The organism is Glycomyces sambucus (assembly GCF_900102815.1).
GTDB lineage: Bacteria > Actinomycetota > Actinomycetes > Mycobacteriales > Micromonosporaceae > Glycomyces > Glycomyces sambucus.
Genome location: NZ_FNGF01000001.1, coordinates 249,299 through 275,025 on the forward strand (window position 1 = coordinate 249,299; position 25,727 = coordinate 275,025).

The window sequence follows — 25,727 nt, forward strand, 5'->3', positions numbered from 1 at the left end:
CGAGTTATAACCGAGAGCTTAACTCGTATATTCCCGTACGAGATAAACTGGGGGCATGGTTTCGCAGACCCGACCGCGCCGGCGCGCCGACGCCGAGCGCAGCATCGCCCGCATCGTCGCCGCCGCACGCGCGCGCCTGACCGAGGACCCCGACGCCACCATCGACGCGATCGCCGCCGAGGCCGGCGTCGGGCGCATGACCCTCTACGGGCACTTCAAGACCCGCGCCGACCTCGTGGAGGCCGCGCTGTCGGCGGCGCTGGAGGCGGGCGAGGCGGTCCTCGCGGGCGTCGACCTGGAGGGCGATCCGCAGGAGGCGCTGGACCGGCTGCTGGCGTCGAGCTGGTCGCTGGTCGCCGAGTCCGCGGCGCTCCTCGAAGCGGCCCAAGGGGTCCTGCCGTCCGGGCGGCTGCGCGAACTCCACGCCGACCCGGCCAAGCGCGTCGAGGACCTGCTGCGCCGCGGCCAGCGCGAGGGCGTCTTCCGCACCGACCTGCCGCTCCCGTGGCTGGTGAGCGTCATCCAGTACGTCCTGCACGGCGCCGCCGAGCAGCTGCGGGCCGGGAACCTCACCGAGGCGAACGTCGCCGAGACCGCGGTCGCCACCGTGAACGCGGTCCTGCGCCCGCCCGCCTAGACGCTGCGGCGGCCCGGTTCCAGGGCTTTCCAACCGCGCCTTCCGGCGGGCGCGGGTTCGCGGGAGTATCGCGGCACCTTGCGAACCACGAGAGGAGGCAGCCGTGCGCGACCGCGAATACCGCCGGGAAGACGACTGGCAGTAAGCACACCGAGGATGCCCGGCTCTCGAACACGTGGCACCCGAGGCCGGAGCCGGGACCCGCGCCGGGTCCCGGCTCCGGCCGTCCCCGCGTGCGGCGCCCCGCGGTGTCCCCGGTGCGCAGATCCAACGGATTCCAACCGGCCCTTCCGATTCGGGCCCGGTGCGGGTGCAATGGCCCTCGTCCGCGGCGTTCCGTCCGCGGTGAACCGGAGGAGCCGCATGTCCGAGCGGACGGCAAGATTCCGCGACGTGGTCGCCATCGGCGAGTTCAGGGTCCTGTGGCTCGCCCAGGTCCAGTCCCGCATGGGCGACCAGTTCGCGCGGGTCGCGCTCGCCCTGCTGGTGTTCGCGCGCACCGACTCGGCCGCGATCACCGCGCTCGTGTACGCGATGACGCTCATCCCGCCGCTCATCACGGCGCCGCTCCTGGCCGGGATCGCCGACCGGTACCCGCGCCGCACCGTCATGGTCGCCACCGAGGTCATCAGGGCCGCGCTCAGCGCCCTCATGATCATCCCGACGCTGCCGCTGCCGGTCCTCGCGGTCCTGGTCCTGCTCGTCACCTGCCCGCACCCGCTGTTCTCCGCGGCCCGCACCGCGACCACCCCGCGGGTCCTGCCCGGGCCGCTGTTCCCGGTGGGGCAGGGGATCATGAGCGCCTCCGACGGCATCGCGCAGATCCTCGGCTTCACGCTCGGCGGGGCGCTCGTCGCCGCCACCGGCAGTCCGCACCTCGCGATCGCCGTCAACACGCTGACCTTCACGCTCTCCGCGATCGTGCTCCGGGTCGGCCTGCGGCCGCACCTGCCGGACGCGGCCTCGGCCGGCACCGGTTCCAGGAGCGGCTTCGCGCTCGCGGGCATCCGGTACGTCACCGCCGACCGGCGCCTCCTCGGCCTGGCCGGGATGACCTGGCTGTTCGGGTGCTTCGTCGTCCCCGAGGCCCTGGCCGTGCCCTACGCGGCGCAGATCGGCGCCGGGAACGCGGCCGTCGGCTGGCTCATGGCCGCCGACGTCGTCGGCGCCGCGGTCGGGATGATCCTCGTCGCGCGCCTCGGCCCGACCCTGCGCCGCAACCTCACGATCCCGCTCGCCGCGGCCACGGGCGTGCCGCTCGTGCTCACCCTCGCCGGGCCGGGCCTGCCGGTGACCCTCGTGCTCTGGACGCTCTCGGGACTCTTCGGGTCCTACATGGTCCTCGCCCAGGTCGCGTTCACCGAGCGCATCCCGGACGGCATGCGCGCCAGAGCGATCGGCTTCGCCGCCGCGGGGCTCCAGACCGCGCAGGGCCTCGGCATGGCCCTCGCCGGGCTCCTCGCCGAGGCCGTCACCCCCTCGGTCGCGATCGCCCTGTCCGGCGCCGTCGGATCGGTCGCCGCCGTCGCCGTCGGCCTCCACGCGCGCCTCGGCCGCGCCCCTGAACCACCACCGGCGGACGCGTCTGAGGCCCTGCCTCGAGACGCGGCCGCCGCCGGCACGAGCACCGGAAGGAGGGAACGACATGCGCGATCGCGAGTACCGGGGTAACAAGGACTGGCGCCAGGCTCCGTCCGAATGGTAAAATCCCGGCCCGCCGCGGCCCGGTGGCCGCGGCGGCTTCACCACGGAGGCACCCATGGCTTCACCGGCGTCCCCGCCGCCGCTCACCGAGCGGCTGGCCGCGCTCCTGACCGACCACATGGCCCGCACCGGCGAGGCCGCCGCCGACACCGCGCGCCGCCTCGGCGTCGCCGAGGAGGTCGTACGGCGCTGGATCGCCCAGGCCGGCGGCGACCCCGACGCCGCCGAGTTCGCGCACCTCGACACCGCCGCGAAGCTCGGCGCCTGGCTGCGCGCCCGCATCGCCGACACCGGGCGCACCGTCCGCGACCTCGCGGACGCCACCGAGTCCGTCAGCACCTCCACGGTCTACAACTGGCTCAAAGGCGACCACCTGCCCCCGCCGCCGGTCGGCGACGAACCCGACCGCTTCGACCTGTTCCTCAGCCACCCCGCCCTCGACCTCGACCTGCGCCAGCGGGTCCGCCTCGACGAGGTCCGGCGCCGCCTCACCGGGACCTCCCTGCGCCCCGCCGCCGACCCGGGCGCCGACTGGCCCGCCCGCGCCCTGCCCGCCGGGAACCGCACCTTCACCGGCCGCACCGAGGAGCGGCGGCGCCTCGACCGCCTCCTCGCCCGGCACGCCCGCGGCGACACCGCGGTCGTCGCCGCCCTCACCGGCATGGGCGGCACCGGGAAGACCGCCCTCGCCGTGCACTGGGCGCGGACGCGGGAGGTCCGCGCGACCTTCACCGACGGGTGCCTCTACCTCGACCTGAACGGGTACGCCGAGACCCCGCCGCTCAGCGTGGACACCGCGCTGCGCAAGCTCCTCCAGCAGTTCGGCGCCGACCCCGCGACGCTCCCCGCCGACACCGACGCGCTCGCCGCCCGCTACCGGGAGACCGTCGCCGGGCGCCGCCTCCTGCTCGTGCTCGACAACGCCCACGCCGAACCGCAGGTGCGCCCGCTCCTGCCCGCCGGACCCGGATGCCTCACCCTCGTCACCAGCCGCAACCGGCTCCAGGGGCTCGACGTCACCGGCGGCCCCGTCACCCACGTGCCGCTCGACGTCCTCACCACCCGCGAGTCGGGCTCCCTGCTGCGCAAGCTCATCGGAGCCCTCATCGCCAAGTCGACCGCCGACGCCGACATCGACGCCCTCGCCGACGCCTGCGGGCACCTGCCGCTCGCGCTCCAGATCGCCGCGGCCAACTACCTCACCCGCGCCCGCCCCGAGCAGGTCTCCCTCCGCGAGTACGCCGCGGCGCTCACCGACCGGCGCATGGACGCGCTCGCGGTGGGCCCCACCGATCCCGCCCTCGCCGTGACGGCCGTCCTCGACGCCTCCTACCGGCACCTCTCGGCGGGCGCCCGCCGCACCTACCGGCTCCTCGGGCTCCACCCCGGACCCGACTGGACCACCGCGGCCGCCGCGTCCCTCACCGCCCGGGACCGGGACGCGACGGCCGCGCTCCTGGCCGAACTCGCCGAGGCGAACCTGGTGTCCGAGCACGAGGGGCGGTGGTCCTTCCACGACCTCGTCCGCGACCACGCCGCGCTCACCGCCCGCCGCGCCGACGCCGACGGGGTGCGCGCCGAGGCCGTCGCACGGCTCCTCGACCACTACCTCCACAGCGCGTTCGCCGCCGACCGGGCGCTCGCGCCCGCCCGCGACCCGATCGTCCTCGCGCCCGCGGCCGAGGGGACCGCGCCCGAGCGGCCCGGCACCTCCCAGGAGGCGGTGGCGTGGTTCGGCGCCGAGCAGCGGGTGCTCCACCACGTGTGCGCACGCGCCGATGCCGACGGGCACGACGCCCGCACCTGGGCCCTGGCGTGGAGCCTGTCGAACCTCCTCGACCACAGCGGCGCGTGGACCGAGATGGCCGCGGTGTGGCACAGCGGGCTCGCGGCGGCCCGCAGGCTCGGCGACGACGCGGGCACCGCGATCGCGCTGCGCACCCTCGCCTACTCCCACTTGCAGCTCGAACAGCACGACACCGCCCAGCGCCACCTGGAGCAGGCCCTCGCCGTCTTCGAACGCCTCGGCGACCACACCGGGCTCGCGCACACCTGCATCATGCTCAGCCACGTCAGCGAGAGCCAGCGGCTCCCCGAGACGAGCCTCGACCTGCTCCGGCACGCCCTGGAGCACTACCGGGCCGCGGGCAGCCTCGACGGCGAGGCGCGCGCCCTCAGCGGCATCGGCTGGACCCTCGTCCTCCTCGGCCGCTACGAGGAGGCGATCCCCGACTGCGAACGGGCCCTCGCCCTGCACCTCCAGTGCGGCAACCGGTCCGGCAGCGCCGGCCCGCTCGACAGCCTCGGCTACCTCCACCACCGGCTCGGGCACTACGACGCGGCCGTCGACTACCTGGGCCGGGCCCTCGCCGTCCACCGCGAGCACGCCAACCTCCGCCCCCAGGCCACCGTCCTCGTCCACCTCGGCGAGGCCCACGAGGCGGCCGGCCGGCCCGGGGCCGCCCGGGACGCCTGGACGCGGGCGCTCCAGATCTACGACGACCTGGACCACCCCGAGGCCGGGCGCGTGCGGGACCGGCTCGCCGCGTTGCCGCAAGACGGCGCCGCAGGCCCGGCGCCCGGCCTACCCTCGGAGTGAACCCGGCCCGCGGAGCGTTCCAACCGATTCCAACGGCGCCTTTCCACGGCGGCGCGGAGCGGGTGCAATGGCGGGGTTCACAGGAGCACTTGGAGGTGCAGTTATGGAGACGTCCGCTTATCTGGACGGCGTGGTCGGGCAGACCCGCGAGTTCGCCGACCTGGTCGACGGGAAGGACGCGGCGGCGCCCGTGCCGACCTGTCCGAAGTGGAACCTGTTCGACCTGGTCGACCACGTCGGCTCGGTGCAGCGCATGGTGACGATGCTCGTCGACGACCGGATGTCGGAACCGAGCGACGCGTTCGCCCGCTACGTCCCGGCCCCGTCCGACTCGACGCTGTGGCGCGACTGGCTCAACGAGGGCGCGGCCGAGGCGCAGCGGGCCTTCAGGTCCGTCAGCGACGACACCCCCGTGTGGGACCCCTCCGGCGCCGCCGCGGGCGTGCCGTTCTGGTCGCGCCGCCTCTTCGGCGAGATCTGCGTCCACGGCGCGGACGGCGCCGCGGCGCTCGGCACCGACTACCGGCTGCGGCCCGACTACGCGGCCGAGGCGATCGAGGACTGGCTGGACACCTTGACGTCCGAGGGCTACTGGGAGAACCGGCCGGACTTCGCCGACGGCATGCGCGGCGACGGCCAGACCCTGCACTTCCACGCGGACGACGCGGACGGGGAGTGGCTGGCCCGCCGCGAGCAGGACCGGGTCGCGCTGGAGCGCACGCACGGCGAGGCCGACCTCACGATGAGCGGCCCGGCCTCCGACCTGCTCCTCGTCATCAGCCGGCGCCGCCCGCTCGCGGCCGCCCCGTCACTGGAGATCGCAGGGGACCGGGCGCTGCTCGACCGCTGGATCGAGCACATGGACTGGGTCACCGACTGACCGCGGCGATGATCCTTCCCCCTCCCCCGCAGCGCGAACGGAACCTGTGGCTGATCGGCGGCGCGGTGGTCGCGTCGCTCGCGGTCGCGATGACCGCGACGCTGCTGGTCCTCGCCGAACTGCGCGGCACCGGGGGCGGCGCGGACCTCGCGGACGCGGGCTGCCACGACTTCGACCTCGCCGCGTACGAGCGGCTGTTCGGGACCGGTCCCGATGACGGCGGCCCCGGCAGCGGCGGCGACCTCGCGTGCGACTGGAGCCACGACGGCGCGATCGGCGGCGGCGTCGTGGTCGACTCATGGACCGATGCCGATGCGGCGGAGGCGTACTGGAGCGAGGAGCGGTCCTGGTGGGCGGCCAACGCCGACGGGGGCGCGACCGAGGTGGCGGGCTTCGGCGACGCCGCGTTCCACTTCGTGCAGGGCGCCGCCGACGAGCCGCAGAAGCGCCAGCTCATGGTCCTCGACGGCGGCGCCACCGTCTCGGTGTTCTGCTGGATCGATCCGAGCGCGCAGTCCACTGCGGACGCCGACGCCTACCTGGAGGATCTGGCGGCCCAGGCGGCCGCGCTCATCGGCTAGGGCACGGCCCCGTCGGATGCGGAATCCTCTGTGGACTCCCGCTTCCGGCGGGGCCGCTCGGCCCTGAGCACGATCGCCACGGCGAGCAGTACGACGGCCCCGCCCGCGACGATGGGCACCGTCACGGCCTCGCTCAGTACCAGCCAGCCCAGGAAGACCGCGACCACCGGGTTGACGTAGGCGTACGTGGCCACCAGCGACACGGGCGCGGAGTGGAGCAGCCAGACGTACGCGGAGAAGGCGACGACCGAGCCGAAGATCACCAGGTAGGCCCACGCGATCCAAGACGCGGCCGAGTACGACGCCGGGGCGATCCGCTCCCCCGCGCACAGCCCCGCGGCGATGAGGGCCGCGCCGCCGATGAGCATCTCGTACACCGTGGTGACGAACGGGTCGCGCGGCAGCCGCAGGCGCGGCTGGGACCAGGACCCGAACGCCCAGGAGACGGAGGAGAACGCGACCAGCGCCACCGTCCAGAAGGGGAAGTCGCCGCTCACGCCGTTGAAGGCGAGCAGCGCGGCGAGGCCCGCGAACCCGACGACCGCGCCGAGGACGGCCGACCGCACGGGCCGCTCCCCCGACACGCGCCGGTAGAGCAGCACCCACAGCGGGACGGCCGCGACGAGCAGCGCCGTCAGACCCGAAGGGGCGCCGCCACTCTCGGCGACGGTGACCATGCCCTGCCCCAGGACCGGCAGCAGCAGCGCGAGGAGCGCGCAGGAGCGCAGTTCGGCGAGGCCGATCCGCAGCCGCCGCCGGCCGCCGCGCAGGGCCAGGACGAGCCCGAGCAGGAGCCCCGCGACCAGGAACCGGCCGCCCGCGGCGGCGAGCGGCGGCATGTCGGCGACCATGACCCCGATGCCGAGGTAGGTCGAGCCCCACACGAGGTAGACGGTGCCGAGCGCGAGCCCGACGAGGAGCAGCCGCGGGGGCCGCTCGGCGCGCGCCGCCCCGGGGAGCGCGGGCGCGCCGCCGTCCAGGTCGGTAACCACCGTTGTCCCCCAGTGCGACCGGGGCGTGCTGCTGGACTCATGCCCACGACGCTAGCCCGCGGATCGCGCGGCGCAAAGCGGTATTCCGCGGGGGCGCCGCGCGGTGCGCCCCGGGGCGCGGGTGTCGGACCCGGCGGGCAGGATGCCCGTATGCGACCACAGGATGCACCCTTCCGTCCCCACTGGTGGGCCACCGGCATGTCGGAGCTCGGCGTGGAGGCACGGCCCGACGTCGGCACGTACGGCCGGTACGAGTTCGCGGACCTGCCGCCGGTCCCCTTCGCGCTGGACGGCGACCTCTCGTGGCTCGAACCCCTTCCCTCCCAGGAGGAGTGGCCGATCACGGGCAACGCCGCCGCCGAGTTCGGCGCGCTGCAGGCCGCGTGCGGGCGCACCGGCACGCCGCTCCCGGCGGCGTTCGCGAAGTTCATGGCCGACGAAGCGCTGCAAGGGAAGGTGCGGTCGAGCACCGGGTGCTTCATCGACCTCGACCGGGCCCCGGTCCGGGTCGAGGGCGGCGGGCGCTTCGTGCGGTTCCTCGCCGACCAGCAGGGCTGCCTGTTCTGGTACCTCTACGTCACCGAGGACGGCGCCGACCACGCCGTGGTCTGCTCGCCCGAGTACTTCGACTCGGAGGAGCACGACGTGGCCAGGGACCTCGGCGAGGTCAGCTTCAGCGCCGAGTCGTTCGAGGCGTTCCTGTGCCGGTACTGGCTGGAGAACGAGATCTGGTTCGCCTCGGTCGGCGACGGCGAGATGCCCGACGTCGGGGCCGAGTACCTGGAGCGGTACCGGGAGCCCGACGGCGCTTGAGGTTCAGGCCGGGAGCGGTCCGCCGGTCTCCAGGAGCGTCTGCAGGCTCGACAGGAGCGCGGGCCGGCTCCGTCCGCGGCTCACTCCGCCGCGCCCGCCCCGTCCTCGGACCACTGGCGGTCCAGGTCCGCGAACGCCTCCTCGGACAGGTCGAACGTGCTCAGCAGGAGCATCGGCGTCCCGGCGGTGCCCGGACCCGGGAGGCCGGTGACGACCAGCAGGCCCTCGCCCCACGCGTCGACCGTGACGCCGAGCTGGTGCGCGGAGCGGAACCAGACCTCCCCGGCGAGGTCGCGGCCTTCGGCGGACGCGGTGTAGCGGGAGCCGGGCGCGAGTTCGGCGACCGCCTTGAGCCCCAGGCGGTCGAGCACGTCGGCGCGGTCGTGGCCGGTGAAGAGGAGCGTGCGGCGCCGCGCGCCGGACGCGCGCTCGACGGCGAACCGGAGCTGGTGCAGGAACGTGGTCCAGCCCTCGGTGATCTCGTCGTAGTACACGTCCCAGGCCGGGTCGCCCGACAAGGGCGCGCGGGTGAGGACGACCCGGGCGCCGTCGCCGTCCGCCTCGACGGCGAAGCGGTCGCCGCCGTTGGCGGTCAGCGTGCGCTTCTCGGCGTCCTCCTCGATGTCGCCGAAGTAGATCGAGTCGATCTCGGCGTCGAGTTCGGGCGCGTCCCAGCCGTGCCACTGGCGGACGCGGGTCCGGTCGCGCAGCGCGCGCCACACCTCGTCGGCGGGCGCCGCCACGGTGACCTGGATCTGCGGCGTCGGGTCGTCATGCATCGGGTGACTCCTGTTCGGTCGGAACGGTTGCAGGGGCGGGATGGCCGCCGGCGACCACCCGGTACGGGCGGCCGCCGGGGGTGTCGAACTCGTCCGCGGCCTCGCGCAGGGCCGCGGCGAGCCGGTCGGTGAACCGGTGCACGTCGGCGGCGCTCGCGAAGCGCAGGTCGGCCTCGATCGTGAACGTGAGCAGGCGCTTCCCCTGCTCGTCGGCCTTGGCCTGCATGCGGGCGACGTCGCGCACGGTGGCGGCGGCGGTCCCGACGAGGTGGTCGGCCGCGAAGCGGTCCTGGAGGTGCGCGATGGGATCGGTGCCGTCGTCCGCGGGGCGCAGCAGCGTCGGGTCGACGATGAACGCGCCCGGGATGGCGCGCAGGACGCGCTCGGTGAAGCCGCGGCGGCGGCGCTCCTCGACCAGCTCCACGAGCCCGGCCGCCTCCATGGCCCGCAGGTGGTAGTTCACGCGCTGGCGCGGCAGGTCGAGCGCGGCGGCGAGCTGGGTGGCCGACGCGGGTTCCCTCAGGCGGTGCAGCAGGTCGCGGCGCATGGGGGTCAGCGCGGCGAGGACCCGGTCGGGGTCGTCGACGAACGTGATGGCGCTGCTCATGGCCACAGTATGCATTTGACAGTTTCATTTGTCAAATGGGGCGCGACCGCTCGCGGAGTCGAGTGGAAACGCTCGGCGAGCGGTCGCCCGAGCGCGGTCGCGCACGGGCGTCAGGAGGCGCCGGCGGACAGGTCCCGGCGGAGTTCTTCGAGCGTCGACTTCAGGAGGCGGGAGACGTGCATCTGCGAGAGGCCGACCTCCTCGCCGATCTGGGCCTGGGTCTTCTCCCCGAAGAAGCGCAGCGCCAGGATGCGCTGCTCGCGCTCGGGGAGCCGGCGCAGGAGCGGGACCAGGGCCTCGTGGTCGTCGACCAGGCGCAGGGCCAGGTCCTCGTCGCCGATGGACTCGGCCAGCGTGCCGCGGGAGTCGGCGCGGACCGGCTCGTCCAGGGAGACCGACCGGTACGCCTGCCGGGCCTGCTGCCCCTCGCCCACTTCGGCTTCGGAGACGCCCAGGTGCTCGGCGAGCTCGGGATCGGTGGGCGGTCGCCCGAGCGAGTGCGAGAGCTCGGCGCTCGCGTTGTTGATGGCGATGCGCAGCTCCTGGAGGCGCCGCGGGACGCGCATGGGCCACGAGGTGTCGCGGAAGTGGCGCCGCACCTCGCCCATCACGGTGGGGACGGCGAACGCCAGGAAGTCCTTTCCCAGCGACGGGTCGAAGCGGTCGATCGCGTGGATGAGGCCCACGGACGCGACCTGGATCAGGTCGTCCTTCGCGATCCCCTTGCCGGCGTAGCGGAACGCGATGTGCTCGGCCAGGGGGAGGTGCCCGCAGATGAGCTCCTCGCGGAGCGTCCGACGCTGCGGGTCGTCGTCGTCGAGGGCGGCCATCCGCTCGAACAGGGGACGGAACTGCCGGTAGTCGTCGCGGCCGCGGGTGGATCTCTTCAGATTCGGGTCGTGCTCGGGTGCCATGGTGGGCCACCGCCTTGCGGTCTTCTGGTGCGTCAGACCCGCAGCGGGGCGGGTCTCGGATCGACCAGGCGGACCCGGGCTGCGACCGGCACGGCCCCTGCGATGGGAAGAGCCCCGGGCGGTTTGAGGACCGCCGTACCCGGCATCGGCGTGGAGGGCCCGAACCGTATTCGCTTCTGCTCTGGACCGGACCCCTCAAGGGACGGTCCGCACAGCGCACGAGCGGCTCCATCGATGTTCCGAGCCTAGCCCGAATCGGGAGCACTGTCGCCAAGGTGACCATTAGGGATTTTTCTAAACCCCCGTAACGTGCCGTTCTCGGACGGCCCGGCCCCCGCGGAGGGGACCTGGGGCGGTGCGGCCGTCAGCCCGGGGTCCTGCCGGTGGCGAGCGCGATCCGGTTCCAGGTGTCGGCGGCCAGGACCACCCCGATGAGCTGCGCGAGCGCGACGTCGTCGAAGCGGTCGGCGGCGCGGCGGTAGACCTCGTCGGGGACGCGACCGCCGGCCCGCGAAGTCGACGCGGGGCGGCGGTGTCGGTCATGGGGCTAGCCTAGGGGCGAGGCGACCCATCGAAGGAGTGCGTTTCCATGTCGGATTCCCGGGTCAATTCCGCGATCCGCGCCGAGGGCGACGCCCCGCGGTCGGGTACGGACCTGCTGCTCGCGCTCGCGCCCGAGGGGCCGCGGCGCGCGGCCGTGGCGGCGGCCCTGCGGGAGGCGGTGCGCAGCGGGCGGCTCGCGCCCGGGACGCTGCTGCCGCCGTACCGGACGCTCGCCGCGGACCTGGGGGTCGCGCGCAACACCGTCGCCGACGCGTACGCGGAGCTGGTGGCCGAGGGCTGGCTGACGGCCCGGCAGGGCTCGGGGACGCGGGTCGCCGAACGGGCGGCGGCGAAGCCGAGGCGCGTCCCCAAGAAGTCCCCGGCCGGAGCGGGCGTGGTCCACGACCTGCGCCAGGGGCAGCCCGACGCGACCTCGTTCCCGCGCGCGGCCTGGGCGAGCGCGGTCCGCCGCGCGCTCAACGCGGCGCCGCACGACGCGTTCGGCCCGCCCGACCCGCACGGGCGCCCCGAGCTGCGCCGGGCCCTCGCCGAGTACCTGGCGCGCGTGCGCGGGGTGGCGGCCTCGCCGGACCAGATCGTCGTCTGCGCCGGGTTCGCCCACGGGCTGCGGCTGCTGTTCGGCGGCGGCGTCCTGCCGGGCCCGCTCGCGGTCGAGCCGTACAGCCTGCCGTTCCACCGCGGGCTCCTCGCCGGCGCCGGCGTCCGCACGGTCCCGATCGGGCTCGACTCCGAGGGGGCGAGGACCGATCAGCTCGCGTCCCTTCCGGAGACGACCTCCCGGCACGGGGCACGGGCGGTGCTCCTCACCCCGGCCCACCAGTTCCCCACGGGCGGGCCGCTCCACGCCGAGCGCCGCGCCGCCGCCGTCGACTGGGCGCGGGGCCGCGGCGGCGTGGTGGTCGAGGACGACTACGACGGCGAGTTCCGATACGACCGCGAGCCGATCGGCGCCGTGCAGGGCCTCGACCCCGACCACGTTGTCTACATCGGGTCGGTGAGCAAGAGCCTGTCCCCCGCGGTCCGCCTGGGCTGGATGGTCCTCCCGCCGCACCTGGTCGACGCCGTCCTGGCCGCGAAGGGCCTGCGCGAGGCGTGGACCGGGGTCACCGACCAGCTCGCGCTCGCGGCGTTCATCGAGTCGGGGCACTACGACCGGCACGTGCGCCGCATGCGCCAGCGCTACCGGGAGCGCCGGAACCTCCTCGTCGCGGCGCTGGCCGAGCACGCGCCGCACGTGGAGGCGACGGGCGTCGCGGCGGGGCTGCACGCGGTGCTGCGCCTGCCCGAGGGCACGGAAGCGTCGACGGTGCAGGCGGCCGGGCGGCTGGGGGTGGCCCTCGACGGGCTCGCGGCGTTCCGCCACCCCGGGAGCCCTGAGCCGCAACGGGACGGGCTGGTCGTCGGCTACGCGGCGCCGCCCGAGCACCGGTACCGTCCGGCGGTCGAGGCCCTGTGCCGGGCGCTGCCGCCGCGGTAGCGGTCAGCGCTCGGTGAGCGCCTGGGTCCAGACGGGGCTCGCGAAGTAGTGGTTGTCGTACTGCTGCGAGCTGTCGCGGATGTCCTGGACCGTGGCCTCGCCGCGGTGGACGCGCTCCAGGAGGCGGTAGTAGTCGAAGCGGTGCAGGCCCGGGGTGAAGACGACGAGCATCTCGGCCTCGGTGCCGGGGGCCGGTGCGAAGGCGTGCGGGACGGTCGGCGGCACGGTGAGGAAGTCGCCCTTGCCGAGCCGCACGATCTCCTCGCCCACGAGGATGCGCATCTCGCCGTCGAGGACCAGGAACATCTCGGTGGCCTTGGTGTGGAAGTGCGCGGGGGCGCCCGGGGAGCCCTTGCTGAAGGTGGCCTTGTTGGCGGTGAGGGCGCCGCCGGTGGCGCCCGCGTCGGCGAGGAGGGTGATGAGGCTCGTGGGGCCGTCCTGGAGCGTCTCGGCGTCCGCGGCGCGGACGAGGACGGGGGCGGGCTGGTTCGCGGTGGTGCTCATTGCTGCTCCAAGTGGTGTCGCCTGGGGCTTCACCAGGCGTTTCCGGTTGACCTCGACGAATCTACCGCCGCGAAAGACCCGTCATCTGGTTCATTCGACGGCCTGCAGCATGGGTCAATTCGCGACCGGTGCCGGTGCCGGGGCGTGCGCCCGGGAGGCGATCGCGCGGGTGGCGAGGGTCGAGGCGAGGAGCAGGGCGCCGAGGGCGGGCCAGGCCCAGTAGGGGTGGGCGAGGACCGTGACGGCGAGGAGGGCCGGCCCGGCGGCGTGGGCGAGGGAGTCGCCGAGGGCGAAGGCCGCCTGGTACTCGCCTTGGGCGTCGTCGGGCGCGAGTTCGAAACTGAGGCAGAAGTCGGAGGCGGCGTGGAACATCTCGGCGGCCGAGTGGATCACGGTCCACAGCAGCAGGATGCCCACGGCCGCAAGAGGTCCGGCGGCGGCCGAGGCGGTGAGGACGAGGCAGCCGAGGGCGAGGAGGACCCCGGCGGTGCGGGCGGCGTCGCCCGCCTCGGGGACGGAGCGGACGCGGGCGCCGACGCGCACCTGGAGGCCGATCACGATGAGCGTGTTGACGATGAGGACCAGTGACGCCGTCCACAGGGGAGCTTCGGTCTGGGCGACCCAGAGCGGGATGGCGAAGGCGAGCACGTGGTACTGGAGCGAGGTGACGCCGGTGGTGGCCGTGATGAGCAGGTAGGTGCGGTCGCGCAGGACCCGGCGGCCGGCGCGTTCGGGCGCGGGTCCGGGTGCGGTGCCCGGCAGGGGGACCGAGGCCATGAGGAGGGCGGCGGTCGCGAGGAGGAGCGCGGTGGCGGCGATCATGGCCCGGTACGCGGCCGGGGTGTCGACCAGGAGCACCACGCCCGCGGCGAGGGAGCCCATGCTGATGCCGGTGTTCCCGGCGGCGCGCATGTAGGAGCGGATGAGGACGCGGTCGGTGCCGCCGCCGAGGCCCAGGCCGTGGACGACGAGGCCGGTGACGCCCTGGAGCGCCTTGTCGGCGACCAGGTAGACGGCCATCACCGCGAGGTACGCCGCGAAGCCGTCGACGAACGCGAACGCGAGCATCGCGGCGGCGGCGACGCCGAGCACGGCCATGTAGGAGGGCTTGCCGCCCAGGCGGTCGGCGGCGCGGCCGGTGGGGATCATGAGGAGCATCGCCACCGCGGCCCCGGCGGTGATGCCCAGGCCGACCTGGGCCGCACCGAGGTCGAGGACGCGCGTGAAGTAGAGGGCGCCCGCGACCATGAACAGGCCCGCCCCGGCGGATTTGCAGAGAGTGGCGATCGCGAAGCGCCGCACCGGTCCCGCGGGCGGGACGAGTTCGGCGAGCCAGGCCCGCGCGGCCGCGGCGGGGTCAGCCATCGCCGTCCGTCTCGATCACGATGGCCGCCAGTGCGTCGCGCGCGCACCGGTCGGCGGCCTCGGGGTCCTCGGCCGCGGCGACGACGTACCCGACTCGGTCCAGTGAGGACGTGACGGGACAGACCCGGGAGCCGAGGGCCAGGTCGACGCGGACCTCCTGTACGCCCGGCAGGTACCGGGCGGTCTCGACGCCGCTGATGCGGCGCACCGTCCCCGGCGCGGGGTCGAGGTAGCGGATGACGGCGGTGCGGGTCGGCGGGGGCGGGTCGGCGGCGACCGGGAGGCCGGTGCGGGCGCGCACGGCGGCGTCGAGGAGGTCGTGGCCGGTGCTGATCTGGACGAGGTCGGTGATGTGGTCGCCGCCGTGGCGGGTGTGGGTCTCGATGATCCGGGGGCCCTCGGCGGTGAGGATGACCTCGGTGTGGGTGAGGCCGTGCTCGACGCCGACGAGGGCGAGGAGGTCGTTCACGCAGTCGGTGATCGCGGCGCGCTCGGCGTCGCCGAGCACGGCGGGGAAGCGGTGGCCCATCTCGACGGGGCCGTCCGGGTGGAGGAACTTCTCGGTGACGCCCACGACGGTGTGCTTGCCGTGCACGGCGATGCCCTCGACGGAGAACTCGGGGCCGTCGAGGAAGCGCTCGGCGAGGAGCGGGAAGGGCGGCAGGTCGGGACGGTCGGCGGGCGCGTGGCGGCGGCGGAGGCGGACCACGCCGATGCTGCCGCCGCCCGCGATCGGCTTGACGATGACCGCGTCGCCGTGGCGGGCCTGGAAGGCGTCGATGTCGTCCCAGTCGCGGACGGTGCCGTGGACGACGGCGAACCGGGGGTCGCCGTCCAGGAGCCGCCGCATGAGGCTCTTGTCTACTGTGGTCTTGACAGTGTCGGTGCTGTTGTCCTCCAGTCCGAGGCGGGCGTTGATCTCGGCGACCGGGAGCAGTCCGGGCTCGGTGTAGGAGAGGACCCGCAGGCCACCGGGGTCGCCGGAGAAGGCGCCGAGGATCGCGCAGGTGCGGTCGAGGTCGGCGTAGTCGCCGACGACGACGTGGTCGGCCGCCGCGACGACCTCGGGCGTGAGCAGTTCGGGCCGTTCGAAGACCACCGTGCGGCAGCCGAGGGCGCGGGCGCGCTCGACCAGGTTGAGCTTGCCGCCCAGGAGCGCGACCGTGGGAGGCCCGGCCGGTCGCGGGACGGCGGGCGCGGGGGTCTTGGGGCGCACGAGGTCGGCGTAGCGGTCCATGAGGAGCGCCGTCGTCTCGCCGACCGCGAACGCGGTGCCGTCGATGGACCGCACGGGCTGGACCTCGTACGCGGTGCCGGTGAGGAACGCCTCGTCAGCGAACGCGATCTCGTCGGGCGCGATGCGCCGCTCGACCACCGCGATCCCCTCGCGCGCGGCGAGTTCGATGACGGCGGCGCGGGTGATGCCCGCGAGCATCGTCCCCGGCTCGGGGGTGTGGAGCTCGTCCCCGAAGCGCAGGAACACGTTCGCGCCCGTCGCGTCGGCGACGTCGCCGCGCCAGTCGAGGAGGAGTGCGTCGTCGCACCCGCGCGCCTCGGCTTCGCCGCGGGCGAGCGTCCCGGCGCTGTACAGGGCGCTGCTCTTGGCGGTCACGGGGAACGCCGAGGGGTGCGGCCGGCGCCAGGAGGCCACGGTGAGCGCGATGCCGCGGCGCTTGGCGTCGCCGTCGAACACCGCGGGCCACTCCCACGGCGCGATCGCCGCGTGGACGGTGTTGCCCGCGCCCGAGACGCTGATCTGACCGCTGCCGCGCCAGACCACCGGGCGCACGTAGCCGTCGCCGATCCCGTTGGCGGCCAGCACTTCGACGGTGGCGGCGTCGATCTCGGCGTCGCTGAACGGGAGGGTCATGCCCATCGCGGCCGCGGAGGCGCGGAGCCGTTCGGTGTGGGCGCGGAGGCGGAAGACCGTGCCGCCGTAGGCGCGCTCGCCCTCGAACACCGCGCCGCCGTAGTGGAGGCCGTGGCTGAGCACGTGGAGGCGGGCCGAGCGCCACGGGACGAGCCGCCCGTCCAGCCAGATCAGGCCGTCGCGGTCCGCGAAGCTCACCGGTCCTCCCGCGCGTACGAGATCCGGACCATGCCGGGCAGCTGCTCGTGGAACGCCATGGCGTCCTTGACCTCCGCGTGCCGCGAGAGCACGAACGCCGGGTAGCCCGAGAAGTCCGGGTACGGGCGCACCCGGTCGCCGGGGTGGAGCATCTGCACCACGTGGTCGACATCGGGGTGGGCGGCGACCGCGTCGAGCCCGTCGATGGCGGTGATCACGCCCTGCCCGCCGCACGGGACGATGTAGTTCCCCGCCGCGCCGCGCGGCGTGATCGGCCCGAGGTGGCTGTGCGGCACCGCGCCCACGGCGGTGCGGAGCGCGTCGGCCACGAGGTCCACGCCCGCGGTGGCCCGCGTCAGGTAGGAGGAGACGCCCGAGCCGCCGATGCGCGCGCCGGTCTCCAGCACGTACGGGCGCCCGTCCACCAGCCGCAGCTCCGTGTGGCTCGGCCCGTCGGTCACCCCGATCGCCGCCAGCGCGGCCGTGACCTCGCGTTCGATCGCCGCGACGGTGTCGGCCGGGAGGTCGGCGGGCGCCTGGTAGCAGCCCTCCTCGAAGTACGGGCCCTGCGGCTCGCCCTTGTAGCCGATGGTGCAGATCCGGGTCTCGCCCCGGTGGCCCATGGCCTCGACGGCGTACTCGGGGCCGGTCAGGAACTCCTCGACCACCACCGCCTCGATGCCGCCGAGCTGGCGGCGGGTGAGGTCCCAGGCCGCGACGACCGCCAGCTCCAAGTGCGCCGGATCGTCCACCTTAGAGACCGCGATGCTGGAGAACCCGTTCGCGGGCTTGACGACCACGGGGAACCGGAGGTCGAGCGCCGCACTCCACTGGCGCGGGGAGGCGACGGTGGTGAACCGGGGCGAGTGCAGGCCCGCCGCCGCCCAGGCCCGCCGCATGGCCCCCTTGTCGCGCACGGTCCGGGCCACCTCCACGGGCAGGCCCGGCAGGCCCAGGGCCGCGGCGGCGCGGGCGGTGAACGGCACGGCCGCCTCGAAGAACGTCGCGATCCCCTGGAACGGCCGGCGCGCGAAGGCCCGGCGCAGGCGCCCGATCGCGACCTCCGGGTCGTCCAGGTCGAGGTCAAGGACGTCGACCACCGGCGCGGGCAGGTCCGTCAGGTCCTCGCCGGGGCGCGGGACGATGACGAGGTCGAAGCCCGCTTCGGCGGCGCTGTCGAACACCCACGGCATGCCCAGGCGCGGGTGGACCAGGACGACGCGCGGCCGGGCCGGGGTCACCACGCGCCGATCCCGAAGCGCAGCGGCGGCAGTGCCGCCAGCGCGGGCTGCGCGCGCAGGAGCACGCGCTGGTCGCCGGTGAACCGGTACCGGTCCTTCCCTTCGCCTTCGGCGAGGTGGCGGCGCACGAGGGCCTTGGCTCGGACCCGGTACTCCTCCTCAGTGGAGACTTCCTGCTCCAGTGCCTCGATCACGGCGACGTAGTCGCGCAGTGCGGCGATGGCGGCGGCGCGGTCGAGGCGCAGGAGGCCGTCGGCGCCCCCGGTGATCGCGCCGGCCTCGCGGAACCACGAGTAGAGGAACACGCCGGTGCCGGAGTCGAAGAGCCGCACGGCGTCCGGTTCGAGCGGGTACCGGAAGATCCGCTCCAGCAGGATCATGTCGATCACCGCCTCTGCGTGGGCGATGTCCTCGTCGGCGCACGCGACGACGGTCTTGGCGTCCACTTTGATCTCTTCGAGGACGCCGACGAACCAGTTCATCTTCAAGGAGATGTGCTCGTCGAACGGCCAGGGCCCCTGGTAGTGCGCGGAGTCGTGGAGGTAGCCCCAGACCGAGCGGGCCTGGTAGCAGTCGTAGGGGCTCATGCCGCTGGACGCGCGCGGGATCGAGTCCGGCTCCAGGACGGCCTCGGCGCCGGGGAGCGCGTAGGTCTCGTGGATGCGGCGGAACTTGCTGAACAGGAACATCGCGTACGGCTGCACCGGGGGCTTGGCGGGCGCGGCCACGTTCTCGGGGAAGAACACCAGGCAGTTGCCCTCGGTGATCCCCGCGCTCCCGGAGAGGACCCGCACGCACTGGCTGTTGTTCTTGGGGTGCGGGTGGTCGCGCTGGAGCTCGGGGAAGCAGTCGGGCTCCTCGCGGCGGCCGTACCAGGCTTCGAGGCGCTGGCCCACGTCGACGCCGTTGGTGTTGCGCAGGGGCGCGACGAAGAGGAAGTCGGCGCCGTCGTCTGGCGCGGCGAGGGCGTCGCGGGTGCGGGTGAAGTCGGGGACGGCGGCGAGGCCGGCGGCGAGCCAGTCGCGCACGTCGGCGTCGAGGGCGGCGGCCTGGGCGTCGAAGCCGTGCTCGGTGTACCAGGCGGCGGCGAGGTCGCGGATGCCGGTGAGGGCCTTCTCGTCCGCGGGGCCGGGATCGGTGACGGCGCCGTCGGCCTGCTGGCGCAGGCGGAACCGGTCGACGTCGGCGATGAGCGCCGCGTGGAGCCGGTGCGCCCGCCGGAGCTGCTCGCTCTCGGCGTCGGGGGTGATCGGCATGGGGTTCCTTAAGGGGCGCTGAGCAGGTGGACGGTGAAGATCATCGGGACCGGGCCGAAGTCGGTGACGACGCGGAGCCGGTGCCGCTCGGCGGCGACGATGGTGGTCACGCAGCCGTCGACCAGGCCGTTCGCGCAGTCGATGGCGGCCTGGGCGTTGCTGGTGACGAGGGTGCGGTCGCGGTCGGCGACGAGCTGCGCGGGCGCGGGGTGGGTGGCGACGGTGCGCGGCTGGCCGGCGCCGCGGGCGGCCAGGACCATGTTGTGGGTCGGCATGAGGAAGCTGTCGACCATGCGCAGGCGGTGGAGATTGCTGAAGACGAGGGTGTGGAGCTCGGGGTAGACGGCGCAGGCGACGATCGCCTGGGTGCCGTCGACCACAGGGTCGACCATGGCGTCCTCAATGGAGGCGTGGAGGACGACGTCGACGTCCGGTCCGGAGCGCTCGGCGTAGTCGCGGGCGGCGGCTTCGAGATTGGTGCCCGCGGGGCCGAGGGTGTGCAGACGGCGCAGGCGAAGGCGCCAGTCGGGGAGGTTCACGCAGCGGGTCCTTCTGGGGAGAGGTGGTGTTGCCGGCGTGCATGCATGGCGCGGAGGGGCCGGGGCTCGCCGTTGAGCACCGGAGAAGGGCCCGCGGCGCGTGCGCTGCGGGTTCAGGTGGTGGCGGCCGCGGCGGGGGTTTCGTCGCCGGGGCCGGCGGCGCTCCGCGCCCGGGGTGGGAGGGCGGGGTCGCGCCGGTGCGCCCGCGGTACGGGGCGCCGACCGAGAGTGATGCTACTCAACCGCTTCCACTATCGATAGTGCTGTCCCAAATAGAGAGATACGCGCGGCTCGCTGCGTTCGCACCGACAATTCACTGAATGTGCATTGTGATCACGAGATGGGCTTTTGTGGCCGGAGGGTCGATTGCGCATCGCGGTGGGATTGCACGGCACGCTCCGCACCGACCGGCGGCGACATGCGCGTCTCCCACTTCACCGGCCTGCACGGCATTCAGGTCCTCATCGGAACCGGTCACACCAGTTGCGGCAGGACCCGCTCCCCGAACACGTCGATGAAGCGCTCCTGGTCGGTGCCGACCTGGTGCACGTAGGCGCGGGAGAAGCCGAGGTCGGCGTACGACGCCAGCGCGGCGGCGTGGCGGCCGAGGTCGGCGGAGACGATGACGCCCGGTTCGAGGGCCCCGGCCGGGACGTGGGCGCATGCCGCGTCGAACTGCTCGGGCAGCTCCAGCTCCTGGTTCAGCCCGGCGGGCAGGGCGACGAACCGCCACTGGTCGAGCGCCTGGTTGCGGGCGCGGTCCTCGTCGGCGTCCCAGGAGACGTGGACCTGGAGGTGCAGCGGCTTGCCCTCGCCGCCGCCCTCGCGGAAGGCGTCGACCACCTTGCGGAGCTGCTCCTCCGGGGCGTTGACGGTGATGAGCCCGTCGGCCCAGGCGGCCACCTCGCGGGCGGTGCCGGGCGTGAGCGCGGCGGCGAACAGGGGCGGCGGCGTGGACGGGCGGGTGTAGAGCCGGGCGGCGCGGACGGTGACGCGGCCGTCGTGGTCGACGGTCTCGCCGTCGAGGAGGCGGCGGATGACGTCGGCGCTCTCGGCAAGGCGCGCATTGCGTTCGGGCTTGCGGGGCCACAGGGCGCCGGTGACGTGCTCGTTCAGGGCCTGGCCGCTGCCGAGGCAGGGTGTGAACCGCCCGGGATAGAGTTCGTCCACTGTGGCGATCGCCTGGGCGGTGATCGCGGGGTGGTACCGGTTCCCGGGCGCGGTGACGATGCCGAAGGGAACGGTCGTGGCGGCCATGGCGGCGCCGAGCCAGGTCCAGGCGAACCCGGACTCGTCCTGGCCGGTGCTCCAGGGCGCGAAGTGGTCCGAAGAGAGCACGGCCGCGAAGCCGGCGGCCTCGGCGGCGGAGGCGGCCGCGACGAGGCGCGAGGGCGGGAACTGCTCGTGCGAGGCGTGGTATCCGATCTCCACTGAGGACTCCTGTTCAGATCGTCTGGGGGCCGGCCGCAGTGCGGCCGGGTGGCCGCGGGCGGTGCGTTCGCGGGCCGTTCGCTCGCAGGCCGAATGCGTGAAGGCTGCTGCGTTGCAGGTCGATCCTTTAAGGACCGGTCATCTGATGGCCGATCACTTGAAAACGTTGGCCCGGGGCCGCAGCCACCGGTAGCCGTGGCCGGCGAGCCTGAAGACCGGCGGGTCGTCCTCGTCCGGCGGGTACTCGCCGTCGGTGAGGACGTCGACGAGGTCGGCCGCGTCGTCGTCGGGGATGCGGACCTCCACGTCGTCGCCGGAGAGGTTGACGAGGGTGACGACGTCGCCGTCCTCCTCGTCGGAGTGCCGGAGCGCGACCACCGAGGGGGCGCCGGTGTCGAGGACCCGGTGGGTGCCGAAGCCGATCTCGGTGAGGCCCAAGCGGGTCCGGACCAGGTCGCCGACGCGGGAGAGGAGTCCGTCGGGGCTGCGGTGCTGGTCGTAGACGTTGACCTCCTCGTAGCCGAACGGCCCGTCCTTGACGGGTTCGGCCACCAGCTTGTCCTTCGGTGCGGAGGAGAACCCGCCGTTCTCCTCGGAGGTCCACTGCATGGGGATGCGCACGCTCAGGCGCTCGCGGCGCGACAGGTCGTCGCCCATGCCGATCTCGTCGCCGTACTGGAGCACGGGCGTGCCGGGCAGGGAGAGCAGGAGCGCGTGGGCGGCGGCGAGGCGGCGGGGGTCGCCGCCGAGCATCGGGGCGATGCGGCGGCGGATGCCGCGGTCGTAGGCGCGCATGTCCTCGTCGGGTGCGAAGAGCGACATGACCTCGTCGCGCTCGGACTCGCTGAGGCGTTCGAGGTCGAGTTCGTCGTGGTTGCGCAGCCAGTTCGCGAACTGGCTGCGGCGCGGCGGCTGCGGAAGCTCGCCGAGGGCCCGGTGGACCGGCTCGGCCTCGCCGCGCGCCAGCGCGAGGAACACGTGGTTGTTGAGCCAGAAGTTGAGGAGCATGGTCAGGCCCTCGCCGTCGAGGAAGTAGTCGTCGTACTCCTCCAGCGGGACGTCGACCTCGCCGACCAGGACGGCCTCGGGGTGGCGCAGGGCCGTGAACTCGCGCATCTCGCGCAGGAGGTCGGTACCGGCCTGGAACTCCGCGGCGTCGGCGGCGCCGTGGACCATGTAGGGGACGGCGTCGACCCGGAACCCGGAGACGCCGAGGCGGAGCCAGAACGCCATGACGCGCCGGATCTCCGCGCGCACTTCGGGGTTGGCGAGGTTGAGGTCGGGCTCGTGGGCGTAGAAGACGTGGCGGTAGTACTGCCCGGCCTCCTCGTCCCAGGTCCAGATGGAGTCCTCGACGGTGGGGAAGACGGGCTTCAGGCCGTCGTCGCGCGGCTCGTCGGACCAGATGTAGTAGTCGCGGTAGGGCGAGTCGGGGTCGGACCTGGCCTTCTGGAACCACGGGTGGCGGTCGGAGGTGTGCTGGACGACGAGGTCGAAGAGGACGCGGATGCCGGACTCCTCGGCCTCCTCCAGCAGCTCGACGACGTCGGGCAGGGTACCGAGGCGCGGGTCGACCGAGAGGTGGTCGGTGAGGTCGTAGCCGCCGTCCTTGAACGGGGAGGGGTAGAACGGCAGGAGCCACACGCAGGTGGCGCCGAGGCCGCGCAGGTGGTCGAGCCGCTTGGTGATGCCGCGGATGTCGCCCCACCCGTCTCCGTCGGAGTCGCGGAACATGGCCGGGTCCATGGCGTAGATGACGGCGTTGCGGTACCAGAGCGGCTGCATGGCCCTCCCTTTGCGGGTCGTCCGAAGTAGTCCCGGTGGGTGCCCGTGGGGCCGGGGCGCGAAACGCGGGCGGGGCACGGTGGGCGGAACGCGGTCCGGGTTGGGGCCGCCGCGGGACGCGGTCCGGGGTGGGGGCGCCGCGGAACGCGGGGCGCCCGACCCGTCTCCAGGGCGGGCCGGGCGCATGTCCGGTCGCGGGCGGGGTATCCCCGGGGCCGAACGAGGGAGGAACCATGTCCGAGATCTCAGGCGCCTTCGGCGCCGAAGGCGTGCAGCCGCCGACGCCCGGACCGGGCGATCCGGTCCCGAAGCCGCCGGACCCGCTCCAGCCGGTGCCGGGCGATCCGGGCGGGCCGGACCCCACCGACCCCGACCCCACCGAGCCCGACCCGAACGACCCGAACCCGGGTCCGCCGGGTCCGCCGGACCCGAACGACCCGGTCCGGCCCCTGCCGGACGAACCGACCCCGCCGCAGCCCTGGTAGCGGCAGCGCATGAGCAGTGCAGGCCGGGCCCGGGAGCCGAGGCTCCCGGGCCCGGCCGTTTCCGAAGCCGGCACCGGGCGGGAACGCGTTGCGGCAGTATGGGAACCGGCACCCGTGCGAAAGGCGGAGGCGGAGGCGGAGGCGGTCGCGAGCTACCCGCGCGTGTAGTAAGCGGCACCCCCGAGGCCGATAGTGCCTCGCGGGAGCTGAAGGGGAGCTGAAGCGAAGTCGGGAGTTACCCACGCGTGTAGTACGCAGCGCCCCCGAGGCCGATAGTGCCTGGCGGGAGCTGAAGGAGAGCTGAAGGGGCTGGTCGCGGCGGCGGTCTGGTCGGAGTGCGAGATCGGTCGCGGCGGCGGTCGGATTGGTGGGGGCGGTCGGATGGCGGTTGAGAGCGTCGATGCGGTGGTCATCGGGGCGGGGCCGAACGGGCTCGTGGCGGCGAACCTGCTCGCGCAGGAGGGTTGGGACGTGCTCGTCCTCGAAGCCGCGAGCGAGCCCGGCGGGGCCGTGCGCACCGCCGAGATCGCCGCGCCCGGGTTCCGGTCGGACCGGTGCAGCGCGTTCTACCCGCTCGGCGCCGCCTCCCCCGTCATCCGCGGCCTGGGGCTCGAAGCGCACGGGCTGCGCTGGCGCCGCGCCCCCGACGTGCTCGCGCACCTCCTGCCCGGCGGCCGGGCGGCGGTCCTGTCGCAGGACCTCGACCGCACCGCCGCCTCCCTCGACGCCTTCGCCGCGGGCGACGGCGACGCCTGGCGCGCCGAGTTCGCGACCTGGCGGCGCCTGCGCGAACCGCTCCTGGAGGCCCTGCTGCGGCCCTTCCCGCCCGTGCGCGCCGGGGCGCGGCTCGTGGGCGCGCTCGGTCCCGGCGACGCCCTGCGCTTCGTGCGCACCGCCGCGATGAGCGCCCGCCGCCTCACGGATGAGCGCTTCACCGGCGAAGGCGCCCGCGTCCTGCTCTCGGGGAACGCCGCGCACAGCGGCCTCGGCCCCGACGAGTCCGCCAGCGCCCTCTTCGGGTGGCTGCTGTCGATGATCGGCCAGGACACCGGGTTCCCCGTGCCCGAAGGCGGCGCCGCGAGCCTCACCACGGCGCTCGTCGCCCGCCTCGCGTCGCACGGCGGGCGCCTCCACTGCGACCGGCCCGCGGCGGCAGTCCTGCACGCGCGCGGCGTCGCCGTCGGCGTCCGGGACGGCGGGGGCGGACTGATCCGGGCCCGGCGGGCGGTGCTCGCCGACGTGAGTGCGCCGCACCTGTACCGCGACCTGGTCGGCACCGAGCACCTGCCGGCGCGCTTCGCGGCCGACCTCGACGCGTTCGAGTGGGACCCGGCGACGCTCAAGGTGGACTGGGCGCTCAGCGGCCCGGTGCCGTGGCGGGCCGAGGGCGCCGCCGGGGCCGGGACGGTACATCTCGGGGCGGACCTCGCGGGACTGTCCGCGCACGGCGCCGACCTCGCGGCCGGGCGCGATCCCGAGAAGTACTTTCTGCTGGCGGGCCAGATGACCACGACGGACCCGACGCGGTCCCCGGCCGGCACCGAGACGCTGTGGGCGTACACGCGGCTGCCGCGCGGGCTCGACTGGAGCCGGGACGCGCTCATGCGTCGCGTCGACGTGGTCGAGCGGACGATCGAGGAGCACGCGCCCGGGTTCGGCGACCTGGTGGTGGGCCGCGCGGTCTCGGGCCCGCCCGAGCTCGAGGCGCTCGACCGCAACCTGGCCGAGGGCGCTATCAACGGGGGCACGGCCGCGATCCACCAGCAGCTCGTCTTCCGCCCGGCGGTCGGGCTCGGCCGCGCCGACACCGTCCTGGACCGGCTCTACCTGGCCGGGGCCTCGGCGCATCCGGGCGGGGCCGTGCACGGGGCGCCGGGCGCGAACGCGGCCCGCGCGGCCCTCGCACGGAACGGGATGGCCGGGGCTTGGTACCGTGCGGCGGTCGACCGGCTCCACCATTGGCTGTACGACGAGACCGGAAGCGGTGCAACGTGAACGATGCAGAAGATCGCGAAGTGGCGGGGCGTGGTCCGGAGCGGGGCGTGACCGTGCGGGTCGCGGCCCCGGTGGAGGACGTGTTCGCCGTCCTGGCCGACGGCTGGGGCTACGCGTCCTGGGTGGTGGGCGCCTCGCGCATCCGCAAGGCCGACGAGGACTGGCCCGCCGTGGGCGCGCGCATCCACCACAGCCTCGGCCCGTGGCCGCTGCTCATCCAGGACGTCACGACCGTGGTCGCGGCCGATCCGCCGCGACGGCTGGTCCTGGACGCGCGCATGTGGCCGCTGGGGTCGGCGCGCGTCCGCTTCGACCTGGTCGCGGCCGGGGACCGCACCGACATCACGATGCGCGAGGTCGCCACGGGCGGGCCGCTCGCGCTCCTGCCGGTCGCGGCCCAGTGCAGGCTGATCGCGCCGCGCAACCGCGAGTCCCTGGACCGGCTCGCGCACCTCGCGGGCCACCGCGACGAGCGGCCCGCCGGGTAGGGGTCGGGCGCTCTCCTCGTCTT

The 25,727-nt window shown here is 74.4% G+C and carries 22 protein-coding genes; 10 read left to right on the top strand and 12 right to left on the bottom strand.

Translation table 11 applies throughout. The features are described 5' to 3' along the window. The first annotated feature begins 55 nt into the window (after window positions 1-55). The 5 genes from BLS99_RS01170 (at window position 56) to BLS99_RS01190 (ending at window position 6,401) form a co-directional block, all read left to right on the top strand. Entirely contained in the window at window positions 56-637 is a 582-nt protein-coding gene (locus BLS99_RS01170; protein WP_091042109.1) for a TetR/AcrR family transcriptional regulator, read from the top strand. A 363-nt stretch (window positions 638-1,000) separates the two neighbouring features. Continuing rightward, the gene (locus BLS99_RS01175) at window positions 1,001-2,308 is read left to right on the top strand and encodes an MFS transporter (protein WP_176953156.1); all 1,308 of its coding nucleotides are present in this window, start codon (window positions 1,001-1,003) and stop codon (window positions 2,306-2,308) included. An 88-nt stretch (window positions 2,309-2,396) separates the two neighbouring features. Beyond that, a complete protein-coding gene (locus BLS99_RS01180; RefSeq protein ID WP_091042115.1) occupies window positions 2,397-4,940 on the top strand; it encodes a tetratricopeptide repeat protein in 2,544 nt (847 codons plus the stop codon). Between the two features lie 103 nt (window positions 4,941-5,043). Continuing rightward, the gene (locus BLS99_RS01185) at window positions 5,044-5,820 is read left to right on the top strand and encodes a maleylpyruvate isomerase family mycothiol-dependent enzyme (RefSeq protein WP_176953157.1); all 777 of its coding nucleotides are present in this window, start codon (window positions 5,044-5,046) and stop codon (window positions 5,818-5,820) included. A gap of 8 nt (window positions 5,821-5,828) precedes the next feature. Next, window positions 5,829-6,401 (top strand): hypothetical protein, encoded by a 573-nt coding sequence (locus BLS99_RS01190; RefSeq protein ID WP_091042122.1) that lies wholly within the window; start codon window positions 5,829-5,831, stop codon window positions 6,399-6,401. Here the strand turns inward: BLS99_RS01190 and BLS99_RS01195 are convergent. Then, window positions 6,398-7,393: an EamA family transporter gene (locus BLS99_RS01195; RefSeq protein WP_245712121.1), complete on the bottom strand. Its 996-nt coding sequence runs from the start codon at window positions 7,391-7,393 to the stop codon at window positions 6,398-6,400. The two genes, BLS99_RS01190 and BLS99_RS01195, sit on opposite strands and share 4 nt — an antisense overlap. A gap of 150 nt (window positions 7,394-7,543) precedes the next feature. Here BLS99_RS01195 and BLS99_RS01200 point away from each other — a divergent pair, with 150 nt between their 5' ends. After that, window positions 7,544-8,206: a hypothetical protein gene (locus tag BLS99_RS01200; RefSeq protein ID WP_143034648.1), complete on the top strand. Its 663-nt coding sequence runs from the start codon at window positions 7,544-7,546 to the stop codon at window positions 8,204-8,206. 80 nt (window positions 8,207-8,286) lie between these two features. Here BLS99_RS01200 and BLS99_RS01205 read toward each other — a convergent pair whose 3' ends face one another. The 3 genes from BLS99_RS01205 to BLS99_RS01215 form a co-directional block, all read right to left on the bottom strand. Continuing rightward, complete coding sequence (locus tag BLS99_RS01205) at window positions 8,287-8,985, bottom strand: SRPBCC family protein (protein WP_091042128.1); 699 nt, start codon at window positions 8,983-8,985, stop codon at window positions 8,287-8,289. Beyond that, window positions 8,978-9,592, bottom strand: a complete 615-nt coding sequence (locus BLS99_RS01210; protein WP_091042130.1) for an ArsR/SmtB family transcription factor — start codon at window positions 9,590-9,592, stop codon at window positions 8,978-8,980. Before BLS99_RS01210 ends, BLS99_RS01205 begins: the two co-directional genes overlap by 8 nt. A 110-nt stretch (window positions 9,593-9,702) precedes the next feature. Continuing rightward, entirely contained in the window at window positions 9,703-10,506 is an 804-nt protein-coding gene (locus tag BLS99_RS01215) for a SigB/SigF/SigG family RNA polymerase sigma factor (protein ID WP_091042135.1), read from the bottom strand. A gap of 589 nt (window positions 10,507-11,095) precedes the next feature. On the opposite strand from BLS99_RS01215, the gene pdxR reads away from it, so the two are divergent. Continuing rightward, the gene (gene pdxR / locus BLS99_RS01220) at window positions 11,096-12,547 is read left to right on the top strand and encodes a MocR-like pyridoxine biosynthesis transcription factor PdxR (RefSeq protein WP_091042140.1); all 1,452 of its coding nucleotides are present in this window, start codon (window positions 11,096-11,098) and stop codon (window positions 12,545-12,547) included. 3 nt (window positions 12,548-12,550) lie between these two features. On the opposite strand, the gene BLS99_RS01225 is transcribed toward pdxR, so the two are convergent. The 8 genes from BLS99_RS01225 to BLS99_RS01260 all read right to left on the bottom strand — a co-directional run bounded on the left by BLS99_RS01225 (window position 12,551) and on the right by BLS99_RS01260 (window position 22,736). Further along, window positions 12,551-13,051, bottom strand: a complete 501-nt coding sequence (locus tag BLS99_RS01225) for a cupin domain-containing protein (RefSeq protein ID WP_091042144.1) — start codon at window positions 13,049-13,051, stop codon at window positions 12,551-12,553. A 114-nt stretch (window positions 13,052-13,165) separates the two neighbouring features. After that, window positions 13,166-14,416: an MFS transporter gene (locus BLS99_RS01230; RefSeq protein WP_091042147.1), complete on the bottom strand. Its 1,251-nt coding sequence runs from the start codon at window positions 14,414-14,416 to the stop codon at window positions 13,166-13,168. Beyond that, window positions 14,409-16,484, bottom strand: coding sequence for a branched-chain amino acid transaminase (locus BLS99_RS01235; RefSeq protein ID WP_091042151.1), 2,076 nt, complete (start codon window positions 16,482-16,484; stop codon window positions 14,409-14,411). The genes BLS99_RS01230 and BLS99_RS01235 overlap by 8 nt, the downstream gene beginning before the upstream one ends. Continuing rightward, complete coding sequence (locus tag BLS99_RS01240; protein WP_091042155.1) at window positions 16,481-17,728, bottom strand: ATP-grasp domain-containing protein; 1,248 nt, start codon at window positions 17,726-17,728, stop codon at window positions 16,481-16,483. The genes BLS99_RS01235 and BLS99_RS01240 overlap by 4 nt, the downstream gene beginning before the upstream one ends. After that, on the bottom strand, window positions 17,722-18,981 hold the full coding sequence (locus tag BLS99_RS01245; RefSeq protein WP_091042158.1) for a DUF6421 family protein: 1,260 nt from the start codon (window positions 18,979-18,981) through the stop codon (window positions 17,722-17,724). The genes BLS99_RS01240 and BLS99_RS01245 overlap by 7 nt, the downstream gene beginning before the upstream one ends. An 8-nt stretch (window positions 18,982-18,989) precedes the next feature. Further along, window positions 18,990-19,520, bottom strand: coding sequence for a type 2 periplasmic-binding domain-containing protein (locus BLS99_RS01250; protein WP_091042162.1), 531 nt, complete (start codon window positions 19,518-19,520; stop codon window positions 18,990-18,992). Window positions 19,521-19,994: 474 nt separating this feature from the next. Next, window positions 19,995-20,951: a TIGR03885 family FMN-dependent LLM class oxidoreductase gene (locus BLS99_RS01255; protein WP_091042167.1), complete on the bottom strand. Its 957-nt coding sequence runs from the start codon at window positions 20,949-20,951 to the stop codon at window positions 19,995-19,997. Between the two features lie 153 nt (window positions 20,952-21,104). Further along, the gene (locus tag BLS99_RS01260; RefSeq protein WP_091042170.1) at window positions 21,105-22,736 is read right to left on the bottom strand and encodes an alpha-amylase family protein; all 1,632 of its coding nucleotides are present in this window, start codon (window positions 22,734-22,736) and stop codon (window positions 21,105-21,107) included. 233 nt (window positions 22,737-22,969) lie between these two features. Between BLS99_RS01260 and BLS99_RS01265 the strand changes: the two genes are divergently transcribed. The 3 genes from BLS99_RS01265 (at window position 22,970) to BLS99_RS01275 (ending at window position 25,704) form a co-directional block, all read left to right on the top strand. Next, window positions 22,970-23,221, top strand: coding sequence for a hypothetical protein (locus BLS99_RS01265; RefSeq protein ID WP_091042172.1), 252 nt, complete (start codon window positions 22,970-22,972; stop codon window positions 23,219-23,221). A gap of 381 nt (window positions 23,222-23,602) precedes the next feature. After that, window positions 23,603-25,216 carry a phytoene desaturase family protein gene (locus BLS99_RS01270; RefSeq protein WP_091042174.1) on the top strand — a complete coding sequence of 538 codons (1,614 nt, stop codon included), beginning with the start codon at window positions 23,603-23,605 and terminating at the stop codon, window positions 25,214-25,216. Window positions 25,217-25,263: 47 nt separating this feature from the next. After that, window positions 25,264-25,704, top strand: a complete 441-nt coding sequence (locus BLS99_RS01275) for an SRPBCC family protein (protein ID WP_091042178.1) — start codon at window positions 25,264-25,266, stop codon at window positions 25,702-25,704. Window positions 25,705-25,727 lie beyond the last annotated feature (23 nt).